Genomic DNA, 19,847 nt, shown 5'->3' with positions numbered 1-19,847 from the left:
GGCATGATCGATGCCCGCCAACCCAGCATCCTCGCCCCGGGCGAGGGTCCGCCGGCCGAGTGCCTCAATCCCGAGGGCACCGCGGGGATCGTTCTGGTCTGCGAGCATGCCAGCCACGCGATCCCGGCCTCGATGCACGGGCTGGGGCTGTCACGGGAGGCGCGGCAGAGCCATGCGGCCTGGGATCCGGGGGCGCTGGAGGTGGCGCGGGCGATGAGCCAGGCGCTGGATGCGCCGCTGGTGGCGTCGCGGGTGTCGCGCCTGGTCTACGACTGCAACCGCCCGCCCGACGCGCCGGGCGCGATGCCGGCGCAGAGCGAGCTGATCGAGGTGCCGGGCAACCGCGACCTGCTGCCCGCCGCGCGGGCGGCGCGGACGGCCGAGATCTATGAGCCGTTCCGCAGCCTGCTGGCGGGGATCCTCGCGACCCGGCCCGGCGCGGCGCTGGTGACGGTGCATTCCTTCACGCCGGTCTGGTTCGGCCAGCGCCGCGCGGCCGAGGTCGGGCTGCTGCACGACGCCGACCCGCGGCTGGCCGAGGCGATGCTTGCGCGGGCGGGTATCCTGCCGGCGAAGGCCGCGCTGAACGTGCCCTACAGCGCCGGGGACGGGGTGACGCATACCCTGAAGGAACACGGGGACGGGCGGCCGAACGTGATGATCGAGATCCGCAACGACCTGATCGCGACGCCTGCCGCCGCGCGGGACATGGGCGGCGCGCTGGCCTCGCTGGTGGTCGCCTCGCTGGGACAGGAGGGCCGGGCATGAGGGCCTACATCGCCGTCATCGACCGCTGCAACCGCTGGATCGGGCGGGTGGTGATGTACGGCATTTTCGTGATGATGGGCATCCTGCTCTGGTCGAGCTTTTCCAAGGCCTTCTCGGTCCCGTCGCTGTGGACGCTGGAGATGGCCCAGTTCGCGATGGTGGCCTACTACATCCTCGGCGGGCCCTATTCGATCCAGCTGGGATCGAACGTGAGGATGGACCTCTTCTACGGCGAATGGTCGCCGCGGAAGAAGGCCTGGTGGGACGCCTTCACCATCTTCTTCCTGCTCTTCTACCTGGGCGTGCTGCTCTGGGGCGGGCTGTCGTCGCTGGCCTACAGCCTTGGCCATTTCTCGGGCGATTTCGCCGGGTTCTTCGGCGAGGTGATCGGCGGCTTCGTCACCGGCGGGCCGGCGGGCGCGGCCGAACCGATGGGGTTCATCGAGCGGTCGTCGACAGCGTGGCGGCCGGTGATCTGGCCGATCAAGCTGATCATGTGCGTGGGTATCTTCCTGATGTTGCTGCAGTGCATTTCCGAGTTCTTCAAGGATGTCCTGCGCATCCGGGGCGAGGCGATCTGAATGTCCTACGACCTGATCGCCATCCTGATGTTCAGCACCATGATGCTGATGCTGCTGACCGGGCAGCGCGTGTTCGGCGCCATCGGCTTTGTCGCCGTGCTGGCCGCGCTGCTGCTCTGGGGCGACCGGGGCGGGTTCGACATCGCCTTTTCGGCCGCGATGAAGCTGATGAAGTGGTATCCGCTGCTGACCCTGCCGATGTTCATCTTCATGGGCTACGTGCTGTCGGAGAGCCGGATCGCCGACGATCTCTACAAGATGTTCCATGTCTGGATGGGCGGTCTGCACGGCGGGTTGGCGATCGGGACGATCGGGCTGATGGTGCTGATTTCGGCCATGAACGGCCTGAGCGTCGCGGGCATGGCGATCGGCGCGACCATCGCCCTGCCGGAATTGTTGAAGCGCGGTTACGACAAGAAGATGGTGACGGGCGTGATCCAGGCGGGATCGAGCCTTGGCATCCTGGTGCCGCCGTCGGTCGTGCTGGTCCTTTACGCGATGATCGCGCGGCAGCCGGTCGGGCAGCTGTGGCTCGCCGGTGTCGTGCCGGGGCTGATGATGGCGGCGATGTTCATCCTCTACATCGCGATCCGCTGCCGGTTGCAGCCCGAGCTTGGCCCGGTGCTGCCGAAGGAGGACCGCACCATCCCGCGCGAGGAAAAGATCCGCCTGCTGGGGGCGGGGCTGCTGCCGCTTTTCATCTTTGCGACGATGATGATTCCCTTCGTGAACGGCTGGACCTCCCTGGTCGAAAGCTCGGCCATCGGGGCGCTGGCGGCCTTTCTCGCCGCCGTGGTCAAAGGCCGGATGACGCGCGAGGTCTTCGAGAACTCGGTCCGGAACACGCTGGGAATCACCTGCATGTTCATGTGGATCATCCTGGCGGCGCTGGCCTTTGGCGCGGTGTTCGACGGACTGGGCGCGGTCAAGGCGATCGAGACGCTGTTCACCGAGAAGCTGGGCCTCAGCCCCTGGATGATCCTGATCCTGATGCAGCTGAGCTTTATCGTCATGGGCACGTTCCTGGACGACACCGCGATGCTGGTGATCGTGGCGCCGCTCTACGTCCCGCTGGTGCAGGCGCTCGGCTTCGACCTGATCTGGTACGGTGTGCTCTACACCATCACCACGCAGATCGCCTACATGACGCCGCCCTTCGGCTATAACCTGTTCCTGATGCGCGCGATGGCGCCGCCCGAGATCGGGCTGCGCGACATCTATGCCTCGATCGTCCCGTTCGTCCTGGTGATGGTGCTGGCGCTGAGCATCGTGATGGTCCTGCCCGGGATCGCCCTGTGGCTGCCGGGCGTGGTGTACGGAAACTGAACAACAGACCCCCTGCCAAGGGGGGCACGAGCGAAACCCAACGGAGGTAAGACATGACGACCAACAGACGTAAGTTCCTCAAGACCGCCGGTGTCGGCCTTGCGGCGGCGCCGCTCGCGGCCCCGGCGATTGCGCAATCGACCATCACATGGCGGCTGCAGACCTATGCGGGCCCGGCCCTGGCCGAGCACGTGCTGGATCCGGCGATCAAGAAGTTCAACGCCATCGCCGGCGACCGGATGCAGATCGAAACCTTCTATGCCGACCAGATCGTGCCGACCGGAGAGCTGTTCCAGGCGCTGCAGCGCGGTACGATCGACGCGGTGCAGTCGGACGACGACTCGATGGCGTCGCCGACCGAGGTGACGGTGTTCGGCGGCTACTTCCCGTTCGGGTCGCGCTATTCGCTGGATGTGCCGGTGCTCTTCAACCGCTACGGCCTAAAGGAGATCTGGGACGAGGAATATGCCAAGGTCGGGGTCAAGCACATCTCGGCCGGGGCGTGGGACCCGTGCCATTTCGCCACCAAGGATCCAATCCGGTCGCTGAAGGACCTCGAAGGCAAGCGCGTCTTCACCTTCCCGACCGCCGGTCGCTTCCTCGCGCAGTTCGGCGTCGTGCCGGTGACCCTGCCGTGGGAGGATATCGAGGTCGCGGTGCAGACCGGCGAGCTGGACGGCATCGCCTGGTCGGGCATCACCGAGGACTACACGGTCGGCTGGGCCGACGTGACCAACTACTTCCTCACCAACAACATCTCGGGCGCGTGGATCGGCCACTTCTTCGCCAACAACGAACGCTGGGAAGAGCTGCCCGAGGACCTCAAGGCGCTGTTCGAGGTGTGCTGCGAGCAGTCGCACTACTACCGCCAGCACTGGTACTGGGGTGGCGAGGCCGACCTGCGCGTGAACGGCACCAAGATGGAGCTGACCTCGATCCCCGACGCCGAGTGGGACACGGTCGAGAAGGCCGCCCAGGTGTTCTGGGACGAGATCGCAGCCGAGAGCGAGACCAAGGCGAAGGTCGTGGAGATCTTCAAGAAGTACAATGCCGACATGCAGAAGGCAGGTCGGCCCTACCGCTACAGCTGAGGCTGGGCTATCCCTTCGGGCGGCGCCTTTCCGGGCGCCGTCCGTTCCGCGTCCGGCGGAGAGACACACCGGGGCCGCGCGGCGGCCCGATTGACCTGGAGTTCAAGCCATGCCCGGCAACCTGACATTCGACGACCTGAAAACGCTGGTCGCGGACGGCAAGATCGACACGGTGCTGACCTGCATCGTGGACATGCAGGGCCGGCTGATGGGCAAGCGGTTCACCGGAAGCCATTTCGTGGCGAGCGCCTGGGAAGAGACCCACTGCTGCAACTACCTGCTGGCCACCGACCTCGAGATGGCGACGCCGGACGGCTATGCTTCGACCTCGTGGCACGCGGGGTACGGCGACTACATGATGAAGCCCGACCTGTCGACGCTGCGGCTGGTGCCGTGGCTGGAGGGGACGGCGATGGTGATGTGCGACGTGCGCGATCACCACGACCACGGCGATATCGAACATTCCCCGCGCGCGGTGCTAAAGCGCCAGATCGCGCGGGCCGAGGCCATGGGCCTGACGGCGATGATGGCGACCGAGCTGGAGTTCTTCCTGTTCAAGGGCGGCTACAACGAGCTGCGCGAGCAGGGGTACCACGCGCTGCAGCCCTATTCGCCCTACAACATCGACTACAACATGTTCGGCACCACCAAGGAAGAACACGTGATGCGGCCGATCCGCAATCACCTGGTGGCGGCGGGCGTGCCGGTGGAGAATTCCAAGGGCGAGGCCGAGGCGGGGCAGGAAGAGCTGAACATCCGCTATGCTGAGGCGCTGGAGTGCGCCGACAACCACTCTATCGCCAAGCAGGCGATCAAGGAGATCGCCTGGCAGCAGGGGGTGTCGGCGTCGTTCCTGGCGAAGTGGCGGGCCGACAAGGTCGGCAGCGCGGCGCATGTGCACGTGTCGCTGTGGAAGGACGGGACCCCCGCGTTCCACGACCCCGAGGGCGAACATGGCATGTCGCCGCTGATGCGGTCGTTCTGCGCGGGCATGATCAAGTACGCGGCCGAGATCACCTGGTTCCTCGCGCCCTACATCAATTCCTACAAGCGGTTCGCCAAGGGCACCTTTGCGCCGACCAAGATCGCGTGGTCGGTGGACAACCGGACGGCGGGCTTCCGGCTCTGCGGCGAGGGGTCCAAGGCGGTGCGAATGGAGTGCCGGATCCCCGGCTCGGACGTGAACCCCTACCTGGCCGAGGCGGCGCTGCTGGCGGCGGGGCTGAAGGGGATCGAGGAGAAGCTGGAGCTGGGCAAGCCGGTGACCGGCGATCTCTACGACGCGGCCTCGGTCCCGGAAATCCCGGGCTCGCTGATCGCGGCGACGGATCTGCTGCGCGGATCGGCCATGCTGCGCGAGGCCTTCGGCGACTGGACCGTCGATCACTACGTCCGCGCGGCCGAGGTCGAGCAGGAGATGTTCGAGGCGGCCGTGACCGACTGGGAAATCGCGCGGGGGTTCGAGAAGGCGTAAGGTAGAGGCGCCACGTTCCAACGGGGCTCGCCCGGCGGCACGCCGGACAGGGCCCGACCCTCCCCCCCGGGGAGGGCGCATCGTCACCGCCCCGCGCCAGAGCGCCGGCATGCGCGCGACGATGCCTAGCTGACACTCGAGGTCGCAGCGCCCACCAAGGGTCGGGCGCTGCCCTCCGCTCCAGGTTCCCACGCCAGAAGAAAGGCGCCCGACATGACCAAACTCACATGCATTTCCCCCATCGACGGCTCGGTTCTGGCCGAACGCGAGGTGCTTTCGCTGGAGGCGGCGCGGTCCGCCGCACAGCAGGCCCGCGCGGCGCAGAAGAACTGGGCGGCGCGCCCGCTGCAGGAGCGGATCGACCTCGTGATGGCGGGCGTCGCGAAGATCGGCCAGCAGACCGACCGGATGGTGACCGAACTGGCCCAGCAGATGGGCCGCCCGGTGCGCTACGGCGGCGAATTCGGCGGCTTCAACGAACGCGCGTCCTACATGGCGCAGATCGCCGCAGAGGCGCTGGCCCCGATGGTGATCGAGGACAGCGACAAATTCCGCCGCGTGATCAAGCGCGAGCCGGTCGGCACCGTGCTGATCGTGGCACCGTGGAACTATCCCTACATGACGGCGATCAACACGCTGGCGCCGGCGCTGATCTCGGGCTCGACCGTGGTGCTGAAACACGCGACCCAGACGATGCTGGTGGGTGAGCACCTGGCCGAGGCGTTCCATGACGCAGGGATCCCGCCGGACGTGTTCCGGAACGTGTTCCTCGACCACGAGACGACGGCGACCCTGATCGGGGAACGCGCCTTCGACTTCGTGAACTTCACCGGGTCGGTCGGGGGTGGCCGCGCGATGGAAGTGGCCGCGGCAGGCACCTTCACGCAGGTCGCGACCGAGTTGGGTGGCAAGGATCCGGGCTATGTCCGGGCGGATGCGGACGTGCAGGCGGCGGTCGACGGGCTGATCGACGGGGCGATGTTCAACTCGGGCCAGTGCTGCTGCGGGATCGAGCGGATCTATGTCCACGAGAGCGTTTATGACGATTTCGTCGCCAAGGCCGTGGCGCTGGTGAAGGGCTACAGGCTGGGCCACCCGATGGACCCGACCACCGACATCGGCCCGATGGCCAACGTGCGCTTTGCCGACGCGGTGCGCCGCCAGATCGCGCAGGCGCTGAACATGGGCGCGACCGCGCATATCGACCACATGGAGGCCGATGACGAGGGCGCCTACCTCACGCCGCAGGTCCTGACCGACGTCACCCACGAGATGGACGTGATGACCGAGGAAAGCTTTGGCCCCGTGGTCGGCATCATGAAGGTGCATGACGACGAGCATGCCATCGAGCTGATGAACGACTGCAAGTACGGGCTGACCGCGGCGATTTGGACGAAGGACGCGGCGGCGGCCGAGGCGATCGGCGCGCGGCTCGACTCCGGGACGGTCTTCATGAACCGCCAGGACTACCTCGACCCCGCGCTCTGCTGGACCGGCTGCAAGGACACCGGACGCGGCGCGGGTCTATCCGTGCTGGGTTACCACGCGCTGACCCGGCCGAAATCCTACCACCTGAAGAAGGGCTGAACCCAAATGGCTTTGACCGGCAACTGGTCCTATCCCACCTCGATCCGCTTCGGCGCGGGCCGCATCGCGGAGCTGGCGGAAGCCTGCATCGCGGCGGGGATCGAGAAACCGCTCCTGATCACCGACAAGGGCCTCGCCTCGATGGAGATCACCGCGACGGCACTCGACGTGCTGGACGCGGCGGGCATGGGGCGCGCGATCTTTTCCGAGGTCGACCCGAACCCGAACGAGGCGAACGTCGAGGCCGGGCTGAAGGTCTACCGCGAGGGCGGCTATGACGGCGTCGTGGCGTTTGGCGGGGGCTCGGGCCTCGACCTGGCCAAGACGGTGGCCTTCATGGCGGGGCAGTCCCGCCCGCTCTGGGATTTCGAGGATATCGGCGACTGGTGGACCCGCGCCGACCCGGCGGGGATCGCGCCCATCGTGGCGGTGCCGACGACCGCCGGAACCGGTTCGGAAGTGGGGCGCGCGGGCGTCATCACCAATTCCGAGACGCACGAGAAGAAGATCATCTTTCACCCCAAGATGCTGCCCGCGGTCGTGATCTGCGATCCGGAGCTGACGGTGGGGATGCCGAAGGGGATCACCGCGGGCACCGGGCTCGACGCCTTCGCCCATTGCGTCGAGGCCTATTCCTCGCCGCATTACCACCCGATGAGCCAGGGCATCGCGCTGGAAGGCATGCGGCTGGTCAAGGAGTACCTGCCGCGCGCCTATGCGGACGGGGCGGACATCGAGGCGCGGGCGCAGATGATGTCGGCGGCGGCCATGGGGGCGACGGCGTTCCAGAAGGGGCTGGGGGCGATCCATGCGCTTTCGCACCCGATCGGGGCCTGGCACCACACCCACCACGGCACGACCAACGCGGTCTGCATGCCGGCGGTGCTGCAGTTCAACAAGGCGGCGATCGCCGACCGGTTCGACGCGGCGGCGGCCTACCTGGGGATCGCGGGCGGATTCGCGGGCTTCTGCGACTATGTCGACCGGCTGAACGATCAGCTTGGCGTGCCAAAGACGCTGACCGCGCTTGGCGTGAAGGACCCGGACGTCGACACGCTGACCAAGGCGGCGCTGAAGGACCCCAGCGTCGGCGGCAACCCGGTCGAGATGACCTATGACAACACGCGGGCGCTGCTGGAGAGCATTCTCTGACCCGGCGGGGCGGCCGGGCCGCGCCCGGCGCGACGTGACAGGGCGTTCGAGGCGCGCCTGCCGGGGACGGCGGGCGCGTTTTGACGGCGGGGCTGCCCCGGCGTCTGGTTGATCCTTGGCCCGACTGCTATAGCTTCCTGAAAAACGGGGTCTTTGCCCCGGAAGGCCGGAGGGACATGCAGCACGCCGCCGCCGTGACCGAAGACGACCTGAGCCATCTCATCGCCTGCCCGCGATGCGATGCGCTTTACCATGTCGTCGAACCCGCCTCGCGAGAGAGGGCGGTCTGCGGGCGCTGTCACCACGTCCTGATCGCGCCGCGGCGGGGGGCGGGGATGCGCCTGATCGCGGTGTCGCTGACGGTGGTGATCCTGGTGATCGCGGCGACGATCTTTCCCTTCCTGACGATCCGGGTCGGCGGCGTGTCGCATTCAAGCTCGATCCTCGAGGCGGCGATGAGTTTCCGCGGCGGGGCGTATTACGCGCTGGCGCTGGCGGTGGCGGCGCTGATCGTGTTCATCCCGGTGCTCCGGGCGCTCCTGATGCTTTATGTGCTCGTGCCGGTGGTGTTCGACCGGCCACCGGCGCGCTATGCCCGGCAGGCGTTCCGCTGGTCCGACGACCTGCGGCCCTGGTCGATGGCCGAGGTCTTTGCCATCGGCTGCGCGGTGGCGCTGGTCAAGGTCGCGGACCTGGCCGAGGTGCAGTTCGGCCCGGCGTTCTGGATGTTCTCGGTCCTCGTGGTCCTGGTGGTTGTGCAGGACACCTTCATGTGCAGGTATTCGGTATGGAAAGCGCTGGAAGAGTGATCTCGGCCCGCGAGGCCGGGCTGGTCGCCTGCCGCCGCTGCACGCGGGTCTGGCCGGCGGGGACGGAGGTCTGCGGGCGCTGCGGGCATCACATCCGGTCGCGCGACGATCATGCCATGCAGAAGGTCTGGGCCTGGTGGCTGGTCGCGGTCGCGGCCTACATCCCGGCCAACGTCCTGCCGATGCTGCACACCCGCACGCTGGTGCTGGTCGAGGAGGCCACCATCATCGGCGGCGCGGTCGAGCTGGCCCAGCATGGCGCCTGGGGCGTGGCGATCGTGATCCTGATCGCGTCGGTGCTGATCCCGATCGGCAAGTTCGCGGTGATCGCGGCGCTGGCGATCAGCGTGCGGCGGGGGGCGACGATGTCGCAACTGCGCCGCCAGCAGCTGTTCGAGCTGGTGGAATACATCGGGCGCTGGTCGATGATCGACGTGTTCGTGGTGGCGCTCTTGTCGTCCCTGGTGCAACTGGGGACGCTGGCCGCCATCGCGCCGGGGCCGGCAAGCCTTTACTTCGCGCTCTCGGTGATCTTCACCATGCTGTCGGCGCAGAGCTTCGACAGCCGCCTGATCTGGGACCCTGATACCATCGCCAAGCGGCCGGCGCGCCGCACGGCGACAAGAAAGACCGTTGGATGAGTGACACGACCCCGCCCGATGTGCCCGTGCAGCCTGCGCGCCGTTCCCTGCTGGAGCGCGTGTCGATCGTCTGGGTGATCCCGGTGATCGCGCTGGTGATCGCGCTGGCGGTGGCCTGGGAGACCTATGCCAGCCGCGGGCCGGTGATCTCGATCGCGTTCCAGAACGCCAGCGGCGTGACCGCGAACGAGACCGAGCTGCGGTTCCGCGACGTGGCGGTCGGCATCGTGGAGCGGGTGAGTTTCACCGACACGCTCGACCAGGTGCTGGTGGACGTGCGGCTGGACAAGGACATCGCGCCCTTCGTCGACCAGGACGCGCAATTCTGGGTGGTTCGGCCGCAGATCTCGACCGAGGGGATCGAGGGTCTGGACACGGTGGTCACCGGCGTCTTCATCGAGGGGCTGTGGGATTCCACGCCCGGGGAACCCGCGGACAGTTTCGAGGGGCTGAGCGAGCCGCCGCTGTCGCGCGACGGGACGCCGGGGCTGGAAATCACGCTGCGGGCGACCGGCGAGGCCGGGCTGACCGAGAACGCGCCGATCGTCTACCGCGGGATCGAGGTCGGCCGGATCGGCCGGGCGGAGATCAGCGAGGATGGCAGCACGGTCGAGGCCGAGGCGATGATCTTTGAGCCGCATGACCGGCTGATCTCGGACGCGACGCGGTTCTGGGACACCTCGGGCTTTACCTTCAAGCTGGGGCCGGGCGGGGCCGAGATCGACTTTTCCTCGCTGGCGAGCCTGATCTCGGGCGGGGTCACGTTCTCGACCGTGGTGTCGGGCGGCGCGGCGGTCGATGACGGCGCGGTCTTCTCGGTCTTTGCGGACGAGGAATCGGCGCAGGCCAGCGTTTCGGCGGCCGAGGCGGGCGAACCTCTCTACCTGACGGCGGTGTTCGACGAGAACGTGCCGGGCCTGAACGTCGGCAACCCGGTCGACCTGGGCGGGATCCGCGTGGGCCGGGTGTCGTCGGTGAACGGGATCGTGGACCCCGAGACCTACGGCGACAACGACGTGCGGCTGTCGGCGACCTTGGCGATCCAGCCGGGGCGCCTGGGCCTGCAGGACGCGGACGCTACGCCGGAGGCGGCGCTCGCCTACCTTGACGAGCTGGTGCAGAACGGATTGCGGGCGCGGCTGGTGACATCGTCGATCCTGACCGGCGGGCTGAAGGTCGAGCTGTTCAACGACCCGACGGCTGAGCCGGCGCAGATCGTCACGGATGCCGGGCCGAACCCGGTGATCCCGACCGCCGAGGGCGCGATCGCCGACGTGGCGGCCACCGCCGAGGGGCTGTTCGAGCGGATCAACAACCTGCCGATCGAGGGGCTGCTGGATTCGGCCATCGGCGCGCTCGACAATGTCAGCCGGTTCATCGGCAACGACGACCTGCAGCAGATGCCGGGCGATATTCGCGGCCTCGTGGGGGATGCGCGCGGGCTGATCGGATCGGAAGAGGCGCAGGCCCTGCCGGGCGAGCTGACCGCCGCGGCGACCGAGCTGCGCAGCCTGATGGAAGACCTGAACACGCAGGAGGCGGCAACCCGGCTGCTGGCGGCGGTCGACTCGCTGTCCGAGGCGGGCACGGCGCTGTCCGACGCGGCCGAGGGCATCCCGGACCTCGTCGCCCAGCTGGAAGAGCTGGCGGCGACGGCGAACACCCTGACGCTGGACGAGATGGTGACGGGCATCACGGACCTGGCCAACAGCGCCAACGCGTTCATCGGAAGCGACGCGGCGCAGGCGCTGCCCGGGTCCGCGGCCGAGAGCCTGAACACGCTGAACGCGTTCCTCACCGACCTGCAGTCGGCCGACCTGGCCGGTACGGCGTCCGAGGCGCTGACCGCGCTGCGCGACGCGGCGACCAGCGTCTCGGGATCGGTCGACGGCGTGCCGGAACTGATCGAGCGGATCGACCGCGTGGCCGCCAACATCGAGGAGATGCCGCTGGCCGAGCTGTCGCAGGAGCTGAACGCGCTGATGGCGAACGCCAATGCCGTGATCGGGACCGAGGCGTTCCGTCAGCTGCCGCAGTCGGTGCGCGAGAGCCTGGCCGAGCTGCAGGGCCTGCTGGCCGAGCTGCGGTCCGAGGACATCGCCGGTGCCGCAGCCGAGGCGCTGGCCTCGGTCCGGTCGGCGGCGGACGAGGTGTCGGCCTCGATGGAGGGCGTGCCCGAGCTGATCGCCAAGATCGATGCCGTGGCGGCGGAGGCCGAGACCCTGCCGCTGAACGAGCTGGCCGAGCGGCTGTCGTCGCTGCTGGCCAGCGCGGACGCGCTGATCGGCACCGACGCGGCGCGGGCGCTGCCGGCGGACCTGTCGGCCGCGCTCGGATCGCTGCAGCAGGTTCTGGACGAACTGCGCGAAGGCGGGGTGATCGAGAACGCGAACCAGACCTTTGCCTCGGCCCGCGAGGCGGCAAACAGTATCTCGGCCGCGGCCGAGGACCTGCCGGCGCTGATCGCGCGGGCGGAGCAGGTGCTGGCGCAGGCGCAGGCGACGCTGCAGGGCTATGACGCCGACACCGGCGTGGGCCGCGACGTGACCCGCGCCCTGCGCGAGGTCGAGAAGGCGGCAGAGGCGGTCGATGCGCTGGCCCGCGCGCTGGAACGGAACCCCAATTCGGTCATTTTCGGAAGGTGAGACAATGCGATACGGCCTGATCCCCCTGGTGCTCTCTGCCGGCCTGCTGGCGGGCTGCGGCGAGACGCCGGTCCGGTTTGCGCCGCCGGTGCCGACACCCGGCGCCGCGGCGACGGTGGAGCGGGTCGGTATCGCCTATTCCAGCGTCGAGGTGCTGGAGGTGTCGCTGCCGAGCTATGCCAATTCCGACGAGATCTATGTCCGCGAAGGCGATGGCGGGCTGCGCAAGAAGTCCGGCGTGCTCTGGACCGACGAGCCGTCGCGGGCGATGACGCTGGAGCTGTCGCGCACCCTGTCGCAGATCACCGGCCGCCGGGTCGCGCCCGAGCCCTGGCCCTTTGCCGACCGGGCGCAGGCCCGCGTCGACGTGCGGGTCGAGGAGATGTTCGCCGACGGCGACACCCGGTTCGTCATCAGCGGCCAGTACTTCGTCGCCCCCGAGGACGGCGGCCGCGACCGCGCCGGTGTCTTTACGCTGGCCGCGCCGGTGGCGACCGACGGCGGCCCGGCGGCGCTGGCGGCGGCGCGTGGACAGGTTGTCCGCGAACTGGCCCAGCTGATCGCGCGCCAGGGCCTGAGATGAGGCAGCGGGATGGGCGGGATCTGGCCGAGATTTCGGGGAGAGTGTTACAATTGTTTCCGAAATTCCCGCGATTGTTGCGGCTGACCACCATGTCGGCGGCAACGTGACGGAACGGCGGTGAATTGGCCTTTGTCGCATTGCATGACGGTTTTATGATCTCTATGAAAGCGTCCGTTGGAGACCGTCTGAGCCATTCCCTTTCGGCCTCGAAATCCTGAAGAGACGCGTGCGTCGGAGGTTAAGAGTGGATAAGCCGAACCCCAAAAGTTCGAGTTTCGAGGCCTATGCGCGCCGTCGGTTCCGCATGGCCGGGTCTGCGCTGCTGGAAGGCGGTCACCCCTGGTTCGCCGCGACCGACAAGGTCATGGAAGAGGCCAACAAGACGGCCGGCGGCTACGTCAGCTTTGCGCATTACGACTATCTCGGCCTGCTGAAGGACCCGCGGATGACCGCGGCGGCCAAGCAGTCGATCGACGAGTTCGGCACCGGCGCAGGCGCGTCGCGGCTGGTCGGCGGGGAGCGTTCGGCGCACCGCAAGTTCGAGGACGAGATGGCCGAGTTCCTCGGCGTCGGCGGCGTGCTGGCGATGATCTCGGGCTACCTGACGAACGTGTCGATCATCAGCCACATCATGGGGCCGCGCGACCTGGTCATCACCGACGACCTCGCGCACAACTCGATCGTGATGGGCGCCAAGGCCGGCAAGTTCACCTACAAGAAGTTCCGTCACAACGACCTCGACCACCTCGAGCACCTGCTCGAGACCGAGCGGACAAAGTACGCGCGCGTGCTGATCGCGGTCGAGGGGCTCTATTCGATGGACGGCGACCTGGCCGACCTGCCGCGGCTGGTCGACATCAAGGAACGCCACGACGCCTGGCTGCTGCTGGACGAGGCGCATTCCTACGGCGTGCTGGGGGAAACCGGCGCGGGCCTCTGCGAGGCGACCGGCGTCGATCCCGAGCGGGTCGAACTGCAGATCGGCACCCTGTCCAAGAGTTTCGTGTCGTCGGGCGGGTTCATCGCCGCCTCGCGCGAGGTGATCGAGTGGCTGCGGTTCACGATGCCCTGTTTCGTGTACTCGGTGGGCCTGTCGCCCGCCACGCTGGCGACGGCGCAGACCGCGCTGGACATCCTCAAGGCCGAGCCCGAGCGTGTCCGCAAGCTGCACCACAATTCCCAGCTGTTCCTGAGCAAGGCCCGTGCGGCCGGGCTGAACACGCACACCGCGCTTGGCGAGGCGGTGATCCCGGTGCTGTTCCAGACGCAGGCGCAGACGCTGGCCGTCTCGCACATCCTGCTGGAGCAGGGGATCTTTGCCCCGCCGATCATTCACGTCGGCGTACCGAAGGACCTGCCGCGGATCCGGTTCTTCATTTCCGCCGGCCACACGGAGGCCGACATCGACCGCGTGGTCACGGCTCTGGCACAGGCTGCCGAGATGACCGCAGACCTCGCGGAACAGGCTGTCGGAACGTAACGACATGGTACATCACGGAACTTCGGCCCCGGCCCCGTCGCGGCGGCTGGTGGTCCTGCTTTTCGCCCTGCTGGGCCTGCTGATCGCCGCCCTTGCCGGACCGGCCGAGGCGGCGCCCAGCCTGACGCTGGAGAACCGGGCCACGGCGTCCCGCCAGCCGGTGATCAACCCCGCCTTCCAGGTGCCGAACGACGCGGGGCAGGTGTTCTACATCCAGCGTTCGCCGAATGCGAACACGGTGGTCTACGGCACCCGCGTCGCGGGCGGGCAGATCGACAGCAGCGCGCCGGTGAGCGCCTACTGGCGGCGGTTCAACAACGACGGCGGCACCAAGGGCCTGAGCACGCTGGAGCGCAACTTTGCCTACGGGGTGAATGCGAAGGCCAATGGCGACGGGACCTACCGCGTCACCTTCAAGGCGCTGCCGTCGAAAACCATGACTTTGCGGATGGAGGGTGGCCGTCCGGCGCTTTTCATGCCAATGGGCGACGCGGAAGCCCGCCTGATCTATGCCTATCTCGACGTGGATGATGGCGGGCTGGTCCCGAGCGTCACCGGCCTGAAGATCGTCGGCCAATATCCGTCGGGGCAATACGTAACGGAAACTTATCGGGTTAAGGGCGGAGAGCTCTAGGAATGACAGCAGAACAAAAGGCCCCGATCCGGGTGGCCATCGCCGGGGTCGGGAACTGTGCAAGCTCGCTGGTGCAGGGCGTCAGCTATTGCAAGCGGATGGGAGACCAGGCGATTGGCGTGAGCTTCCCGGAACTGGGCGGCTACAAGCCTTCGGACATCGAGTTCGTCGCCGGCTTCGACGTGGACGAGCGCAAGGTGAACCGCCCGCTGGGCGAGGCGGTCATGGCCGAGCCGAACTGCACCGCGATCTTCGAGACCGAGGTGAGCGAGCACACGGCGATGGTGCGTCGCGGTCCCGACCTCGACGGCGTGTCGAACTTCATGCGCAACCAGGATCCGCGCCGCGCCTTCCAGGCGTCGAAGGAACCGGCGCTGAGCAAGGACGAAGTCGTCGACGTGCTGAAATCGTCGGGCGCAGAGGTCCTCGTGATCTTCCTGCCCGTCGGCTCCATCGAGGCGGTCGAGTTCTACGCGCAGTGCGCGCTGGAAGCGGGCGTGTCGATCGTAAACGGCATCCCGGTCTTCATCGTGTCGAACCCGACCTGGGCGAAGAAGTTCGAGGACGCGGGCATCCCCGTCCTGGGCGACGACTTCAAGGCGCAGTTCGGCGCGACGATCATGCACCGCACGGTGGCGGCGCTGGCCGACATGCGCGGCGTGCAGATCGACCGGACCTACCAGCTGAACGTCGGCGGCAACACCGACTTCCTCAACATGATGGACGGCGACCGGCTGGCGATGAAGCGCGAGTCCAAGACCGAGGCCGTGCAGGAGGCGATGAACACCCGCCTGCAGAACAACGACATCCGCGTCGGCCCCTCGGACTACGTGCCGTGGCTGAACGACCGCAAGGTGGCCTACATCCGCCTCGAGGGTCGTCTGTTCGGCGGCGTGCCGACCAGCGTCGAGATGCGGCTCGAGGTCGAGGACAGCCCGAACGCGGCGGCCGAGGCGCTGGCGGCGATCCGCTGTGCCAAGATCGCGCGGGAGCGTGGCCTGGCCGGTCCGGTCAAGGCGGCGTCGGCCTTCATCTTCAAGCACCCGCCCGAACAGATGGGTGACGAGGAAGCCTATCGCAAGATGATCGAGTTCGCCGAGAAGGCGGACGGCTGATGACAGCGCCCGACCAGCGCAGGCCCGCCTGGATTTCCGGCGGGTCGAGCGGGATCGGGCTGGAAATCGCGCGGCTGCTGGCCGCGCAGGGCCGCGTCGTCGTGCTGATGGCACGGGACGCGGCGCGGCTCGAGGCCGCGGCGGCGGACATCCTGGACACGGTCGAGGGCGCGCGGGTCCTGTGCCTGCCTCTCGACGTCAGCGACCGGGCCGCGGTGGCCGAGGTCACCGCGCAGGCGGTCGCAGCGCATGGCGCCCCCGAGATCGTGGTGGCCAGCGCGGGGATCGCCGAGCCGGGCGAGTTCCTGGACCAAAGCCTCGACAGCCACGACGCGCAGATGGCGGTCAACTACAACGGCACGCTCTACCTGCTGCACGCCGCCGCACCGCTGATGCGTGACGCGGGCGGCGGGCAGATGGGGCTGATCGCCTCGGGCGCGGCCTTTTTCGGCATCTACGGCTACGCGGCCTATGCGCCGTCGAAATTCGCCGTCCGCGCGCTGGCCGAGGTGCTGCGCGTCGAACTGGCGCCGCACAAGATCTCGGTCACGCTCTGCTATCCGCCCGATGTGGACACCCCGCAGCTTGAGGCCGAGATGCGGACAAAGCCCGAGGCAACCAGGATCATCAGCGAGGGCGGCGGTCTCTGGCAGCCCGACGAGGTCGCGCGCCGGATGGTGACCGCGATGGCCAAGGGCACGTTTGCGGTGACGCCGGGCTGGCAGATGTGGCTGTTGAACTGGGCCGCGCCGCTGCTGCGGCCGGCGCTGCGCTGGCACCAGGCCGGGGTGATCCGCAAGGTGTCGAAATGATCGCCGACGCGCAGACGCTGACGGTGGTGATCGCGGCCCTGGTGGTCCTGGCGCTCGGCTACGGCGTGGTCGGCGCGATGACGGCGATCCCGGCGACCTCGGGGGCGGCAAGGAACATCTGGCCGATCCTGAACGTCGAGGCGGTGGTGGTGCTGTCGGTCCTCGTCGTCTTTGCCTTTGCGCCGGTGCTGATGCCGATCGCCATGCTGGCGCTGACGGTCCGCGTGGTCTGGGAGGCGGCGATGGTGCGCTATCGCCCGTCCGGCGCGGGACATGCGGTGATCTGGGCGGCGGTCGCGGGCGCGGTGCTGATCGCGGCGATGCTGATGCCCTGGCGGCCGGCGGTCCTGCTGCTTGGCGCGGCCTGGGCCTTTGCCTGCGCGTGGCGGTTCTGGCGGACGGACCCGGCGGCGGACCTGCTGATCTTTCCGGTGCTGCCGATGCTGGCCTTTGCCACCGCCTGCGGCGCGACCACCCCGGCGCTGTTCCTCGCCGCCTGGATCGGGATCGAGACCTTCGACAGCTATGCGCTGCTGGTCGGCAAGGTCTTTGGCCGGCACAAGGCGTTCCCCAGGCTCAGCCCCAACAAGACGGTCGAGGGGTTGGTCGGCGGGGCGGCGATGCTGATGCTGACCGCGCTGGCGGCGGTGACCTTTGTCGAGGCGGTGTCGACCTCGCAGGCGATCGTCTTTGCCCTGCTGATCGGTGTCTTCGCGGTGGTGGGCGACCTGGCGGCCTCGCGGTTGAAACGGCTGGCGGGGGTCAAGGATTTTCCCAGCCTGATCCCGCACCAGGGCGGGATGTTCGACATGTTCGACGCCTGGATATCCGTGGGCGGCGTGCTGGCCTTGTTGCGCGCGCTCGAGGCATGGTGAGCGGGGAGGGCCGGCGATGCGACCCTACTTCCGACTGGTCCTCAGACCGATTCTGACAACGGCCTTGGTGATCCTCGCGCTGGTCGAGATCGTGTTCCTGGCCGAACAGTTCACCGGGCTCATGGACAAGGTGGTGAAGACCGGGGGCGATGCGCTCGACCTGATCCGCCTGCTGGCCTGGGAAGTGCCCGAGATCCTCGACCTGTCGCTGCCGGTCGCCCTGCTGGTCGGGGTGCATTCCGCGGTCGGCGCGGCGCGGCGCAACGGTGAGCTGGTGGTGCTCTCGGCCGCCGGTGCGCCGTCGCGCGGGCTGGTGCTGGGGGTGCTGTTGGTCGGGCTGCTGGCCGGCGCGCTGAGCTTTGTCATCGCGGGGATCGTGGCGCCAGCGGCGAACTATGCGCAGCGGGTCGCCCTGCACCAGCTGACGGCCCAGCACGTGGCCGACCGGGTCTCGGCGCCGGGGGAAAGCGGATCGCATTTCACCACCAACGGGATGGATTTCGTGGCCACCGGCAAGCCCGGCCAGCCACCGTCGCTGATGGTCCGGCGCGAGGCGGGGGCGGTGCCGTGGCGGTTCGCCTTTGCCGGCGACTGGGAGGTGACCGGGCCGGACGAGAACGGCGACGGCAACTTTCGCCTGGGCGAGGTGACGGCGTTCGGCGATCTGCCGGGCCTCGACGGCGAGGGGTCCGAGGCGCGGCTGAACCGGCTGGCGGCGGGCAGCGTCAACGTCGGCTTCAACATGGGCGACATCCTGCCCGCGCTGGACCGCGAGCCGCGCGAGAACGAGCGTCCGATCATCCCGGCGCTGCAGGCCTGGCTGGCGGGCGACGACCTCGAGACCGTCACCAACCCGGTGCGGATCGCGCTGATCTGGGCGCGGGCGCTGCTGGTGCCGGTGGCGGCGCTGACCGCGCTGGTCGCGGTCTGGGGCGGCACGATCAAGACGGTGCGCGCCGCGGCGCTGCCCCTGGCGCTGGTCGGCATGGTGCTTTGCGACCTGGTGGTGCGGGCGGTGATCGGCGGCATCCCGGTGGGCGCACCGCTCTGGGCCGCCTGCGTGGCGTTGCCCTTCGTGCTGATCGGGCTGCCGCTGGTGGCGCTGTTCAAGGCCGGCGAGGCCCTGATCCGGCCGGGGCGCGGCTGATGGCGCTGAGGAGCTTCACCGGGCGGGCCATGCGGCTGGCGCTGCGCGAACACCTGACGGCCTTCGTGTCGGTGCAGCTGGTGCTGATCTTCATCGCGCTGATGATCGACTTTGCCGACAGCTTCGATTCCATCCGCGCGGCGGCCGAGGGGCAGTCGCTGGCCTGGGTGCTGGGCCAGTACACCGTCTACCGCGCGGCGGACATCGTGGCGCGGCTGATGCCGGTGGCCGCGCTGCTTGGTGCCTTCATCGCCGAGATCCGGCGGCGTGCGCTGCTCGAGACGGTGATCCTCGCCTCGGCCGGGGTGTCGGCGCTGCCGACTTTTGCGGCGCTGCTGTGGATCGGCGCCTGCACCGGGTTCCTGCAGTGGAAGCTTGAGCGTGACTGGCGCCCGGCGGCGGTCTTTGCGCAGGTGGCGCTTGGCGCGGGCAGTTACGCCGAACGCTACGGGCCGGGGCTGACCGACGATCAGCAATGGTTCATCCAGGACGACGCCGCCATCGCGGGGCGGGTGCTGGTCGGCCCGCAGCCCGAACTGCGCGACGTGAGCTATTTCCTGGGGTTGAACGGGCAGGGGTTCGACCGGGTGGTCCGCGCCGACACCGTGCGGCCGGTCGGCGGTGGCCAGTGGGTGTTCGAGAATGCCGAGATCTGGACCGCGACCGAGGGCGGGCGCCTGATCGGCGTGCCCGAAGCCGAGCTGGAGTTGCCGCTCTGGTTCGCCCCGAACGAGCTAACCTACCTGAACCCGACACCCTTCTACCTGCCGCAGCCGGTGCTGAACGCGCGGGCACGGCTGGACCCGGACGATCCCTTTGTCCGCACCACGCAGTGGCGGCGCTGGACGGCGTGGGTCCTGCCCGGTCTCTTCGCGATGCTGGGGGCGACGCTGGCGATGACCGGCTTCCGTGGCCGGGTCACCCGGGTGCCGATCCTGGTGGCGATGGCGTTCGGCGGTTACCTCAGCACCCTGTCGCTCAAGGTGTTCTGGGCGCTTGGCGAACAGGGGGCGCTGGCGGCACCGGTGGCGGTGCTGCTGCCGATCGTGCTGGCGCTGGCGATGATCCTCGTCCTGCAATGGCTGCTGAACAAGGAGGCGCGCGGGCGCCGGTTGCCGCTTGGCTGA

18 protein-coding genes are annotated in these 19,847 nt (G+C 68.4%); all 18 read left to right on the top strand.

Going from position 1 to position 19,847, the window contains the following annotated elements; translation table 11 throughout:
* Positions 1-3 precede the first annotated feature (3 nt).
* The 18 genes from ACE2AC_RS10835 to ACE2AC_RS10750 all read left to right on the top strand — a co-directional run bounded on the left by ACE2AC_RS10835 (position 4) and on the right by ACE2AC_RS10750 (position 19,847).
* Positions 4-768, top strand: coding sequence for an N-formylglutamate amidohydrolase (locus ACE2AC_RS10835; protein ID WP_375687006.1), 765 nt, complete (start codon positions 4-6; stop codon positions 766-768).
* A complete protein-coding gene (locus ACE2AC_RS10830) occupies positions 765-1,349 on the top strand; it encodes a TRAP transporter small permease subunit (RefSeq protein WP_375687005.1) in 585 nt (194 codons plus the stop codon). The genes ACE2AC_RS10835 and ACE2AC_RS10830 overlap by 4 nt, the downstream gene beginning before the upstream one ends.
* Entirely contained in the window at positions 1,350-2,675 is a 1,326-nt protein-coding gene (locus ACE2AC_RS10825) for a TRAP transporter large permease subunit (protein ID WP_375687004.1), read from the top strand. It begins immediately after the preceding gene.
* 53 nt (positions 2,676-2,728) lie between these two features.
* The gene (locus ACE2AC_RS10820) at positions 2,729-3,766 is read left to right on the top strand and encodes a TRAP transporter substrate-binding protein (RefSeq protein ID WP_375687003.1); all 1,038 of its coding nucleotides are present in this window, start codon (positions 2,729-2,731) and stop codon (positions 3,764-3,766) included.
* A gap of 109 nt (positions 3,767-3,875) precedes the next feature.
* Positions 3,876-5,240 carry a glutamine synthetase family protein gene (locus ACE2AC_RS10815; RefSeq protein ID WP_375687002.1) on the top strand — a complete coding sequence of 455 codons (1,365 nt, stop codon included), beginning with the start codon at positions 3,876-3,878 and terminating at the stop codon, positions 5,238-5,240.
* Between the two features lie 213 nt (positions 5,241-5,453).
* The gene (locus ACE2AC_RS10810; protein ID WP_375687001.1) at positions 5,454-6,827 is read left to right on the top strand and encodes an aldehyde dehydrogenase family protein; all 1,374 of its coding nucleotides are present in this window, start codon (positions 5,454-5,456) and stop codon (positions 6,825-6,827) included.
* Between the two features lie 6 nt (positions 6,828-6,833).
* Positions 6,834-7,979, top strand: coding sequence for an iron-containing alcohol dehydrogenase (locus tag ACE2AC_RS10805; protein ID WP_375687000.1), 1,146 nt, complete (start codon positions 6,834-6,836; stop codon positions 7,977-7,979).
* A gap of 176 nt (positions 7,980-8,155) precedes the next feature.
* On the top strand, positions 8,156-8,788 hold the full coding sequence (locus ACE2AC_RS10800; protein ID WP_375686999.1) for a paraquat-inducible protein A: 633 nt from the start codon (positions 8,156-8,158) through the stop codon (positions 8,786-8,788).
* On the top strand, positions 8,767-9,429 hold the full coding sequence (locus ACE2AC_RS10795) for a paraquat-inducible protein A (protein WP_375692095.1): 663 nt from the start codon (positions 8,767-8,769) through the stop codon (positions 9,427-9,429). The genes ACE2AC_RS10800 and ACE2AC_RS10795 overlap by 22 nt, the downstream gene beginning before the upstream one ends.
* On the top strand, positions 9,426-12,074 hold the full coding sequence (locus tag ACE2AC_RS10790; RefSeq protein WP_375686998.1) for an MlaD family protein: 2,649 nt from the start codon (positions 9,426-9,428) through the stop codon (positions 12,072-12,074). Before ACE2AC_RS10795 ends, ACE2AC_RS10790 begins: the two co-directional genes overlap by 4 nt.
* Positions 12,075-12,078: 4 nt before the next feature.
* Positions 12,079-12,657: a membrane integrity-associated transporter subunit PqiC gene (locus ACE2AC_RS10785; protein ID WP_375686997.1), complete on the top strand. Its 579-nt coding sequence runs from the start codon at positions 12,079-12,081 to the stop codon at positions 12,655-12,657.
* A gap of 244 nt (positions 12,658-12,901) precedes the next feature.
* Complete coding sequence (locus ACE2AC_RS10780) at positions 12,902-14,137, top strand: aminotransferase class I/II-fold pyridoxal phosphate-dependent enzyme (protein ID WP_375686996.1); 1,236 nt, start codon at positions 12,902-12,904, stop codon at positions 14,135-14,137.
* 4 nt (positions 14,138-14,141) lie between these two features.
* Entirely contained in the window at positions 14,142-14,771 is a 630-nt protein-coding gene (locus tag ACE2AC_RS10775; RefSeq protein ID WP_375686995.1) for a DUF4833 domain-containing protein, read from the top strand.
* Between the two features lie 2 nt (positions 14,772-14,773).
* Positions 14,774-15,886, top strand: a complete 1,113-nt coding sequence (locus ACE2AC_RS10770; protein WP_375686994.1) for an inositol-3-phosphate synthase — start codon at positions 14,774-14,776, stop codon at positions 15,884-15,886.
* Entirely contained in the window at positions 15,886-16,698 is an 813-nt protein-coding gene (locus ACE2AC_RS10765) for an SDR family oxidoreductase (protein ID WP_375686993.1), read from the top strand. The genes ACE2AC_RS10770 and ACE2AC_RS10765 overlap by 1 nt, the downstream gene beginning before the upstream one ends.
* Entirely contained in the window at positions 16,695-17,573 is an 879-nt protein-coding gene (locus ACE2AC_RS10760) for a phosphatidate cytidylyltransferase (protein ID WP_375686992.1), read from the top strand. The genes ACE2AC_RS10765 and ACE2AC_RS10760 overlap by 4 nt, the downstream gene beginning before the upstream one ends.
* Positions 17,574-17,589: 16 nt before the next feature.
* Positions 17,590-18,720, top strand: a complete 1,131-nt coding sequence (locus ACE2AC_RS10755; protein WP_375686991.1) for an LptF/LptG family permease — start codon at positions 17,590-17,592, stop codon at positions 18,718-18,720.
* A complete protein-coding gene (locus ACE2AC_RS10750; protein ID WP_375686990.1) occupies positions 18,720-19,847 on the top strand; it encodes an LptF/LptG family permease in 1,128 nt (375 codons plus the stop codon). The genes ACE2AC_RS10755 and ACE2AC_RS10750 overlap by 1 nt, the downstream gene beginning before the upstream one ends.

Source organism: Pseudooceanicola sp. LIPI14-2-Ac024 (assembly GCF_042188925.1).
Lineage (GTDB): Bacteria > Pseudomonadota > Alphaproteobacteria > Rhodobacterales > Rhodobacteraceae > Pseudooceanicola.
This window is presented reverse-complemented; position numbering and strand designations above follow the sequence as displayed.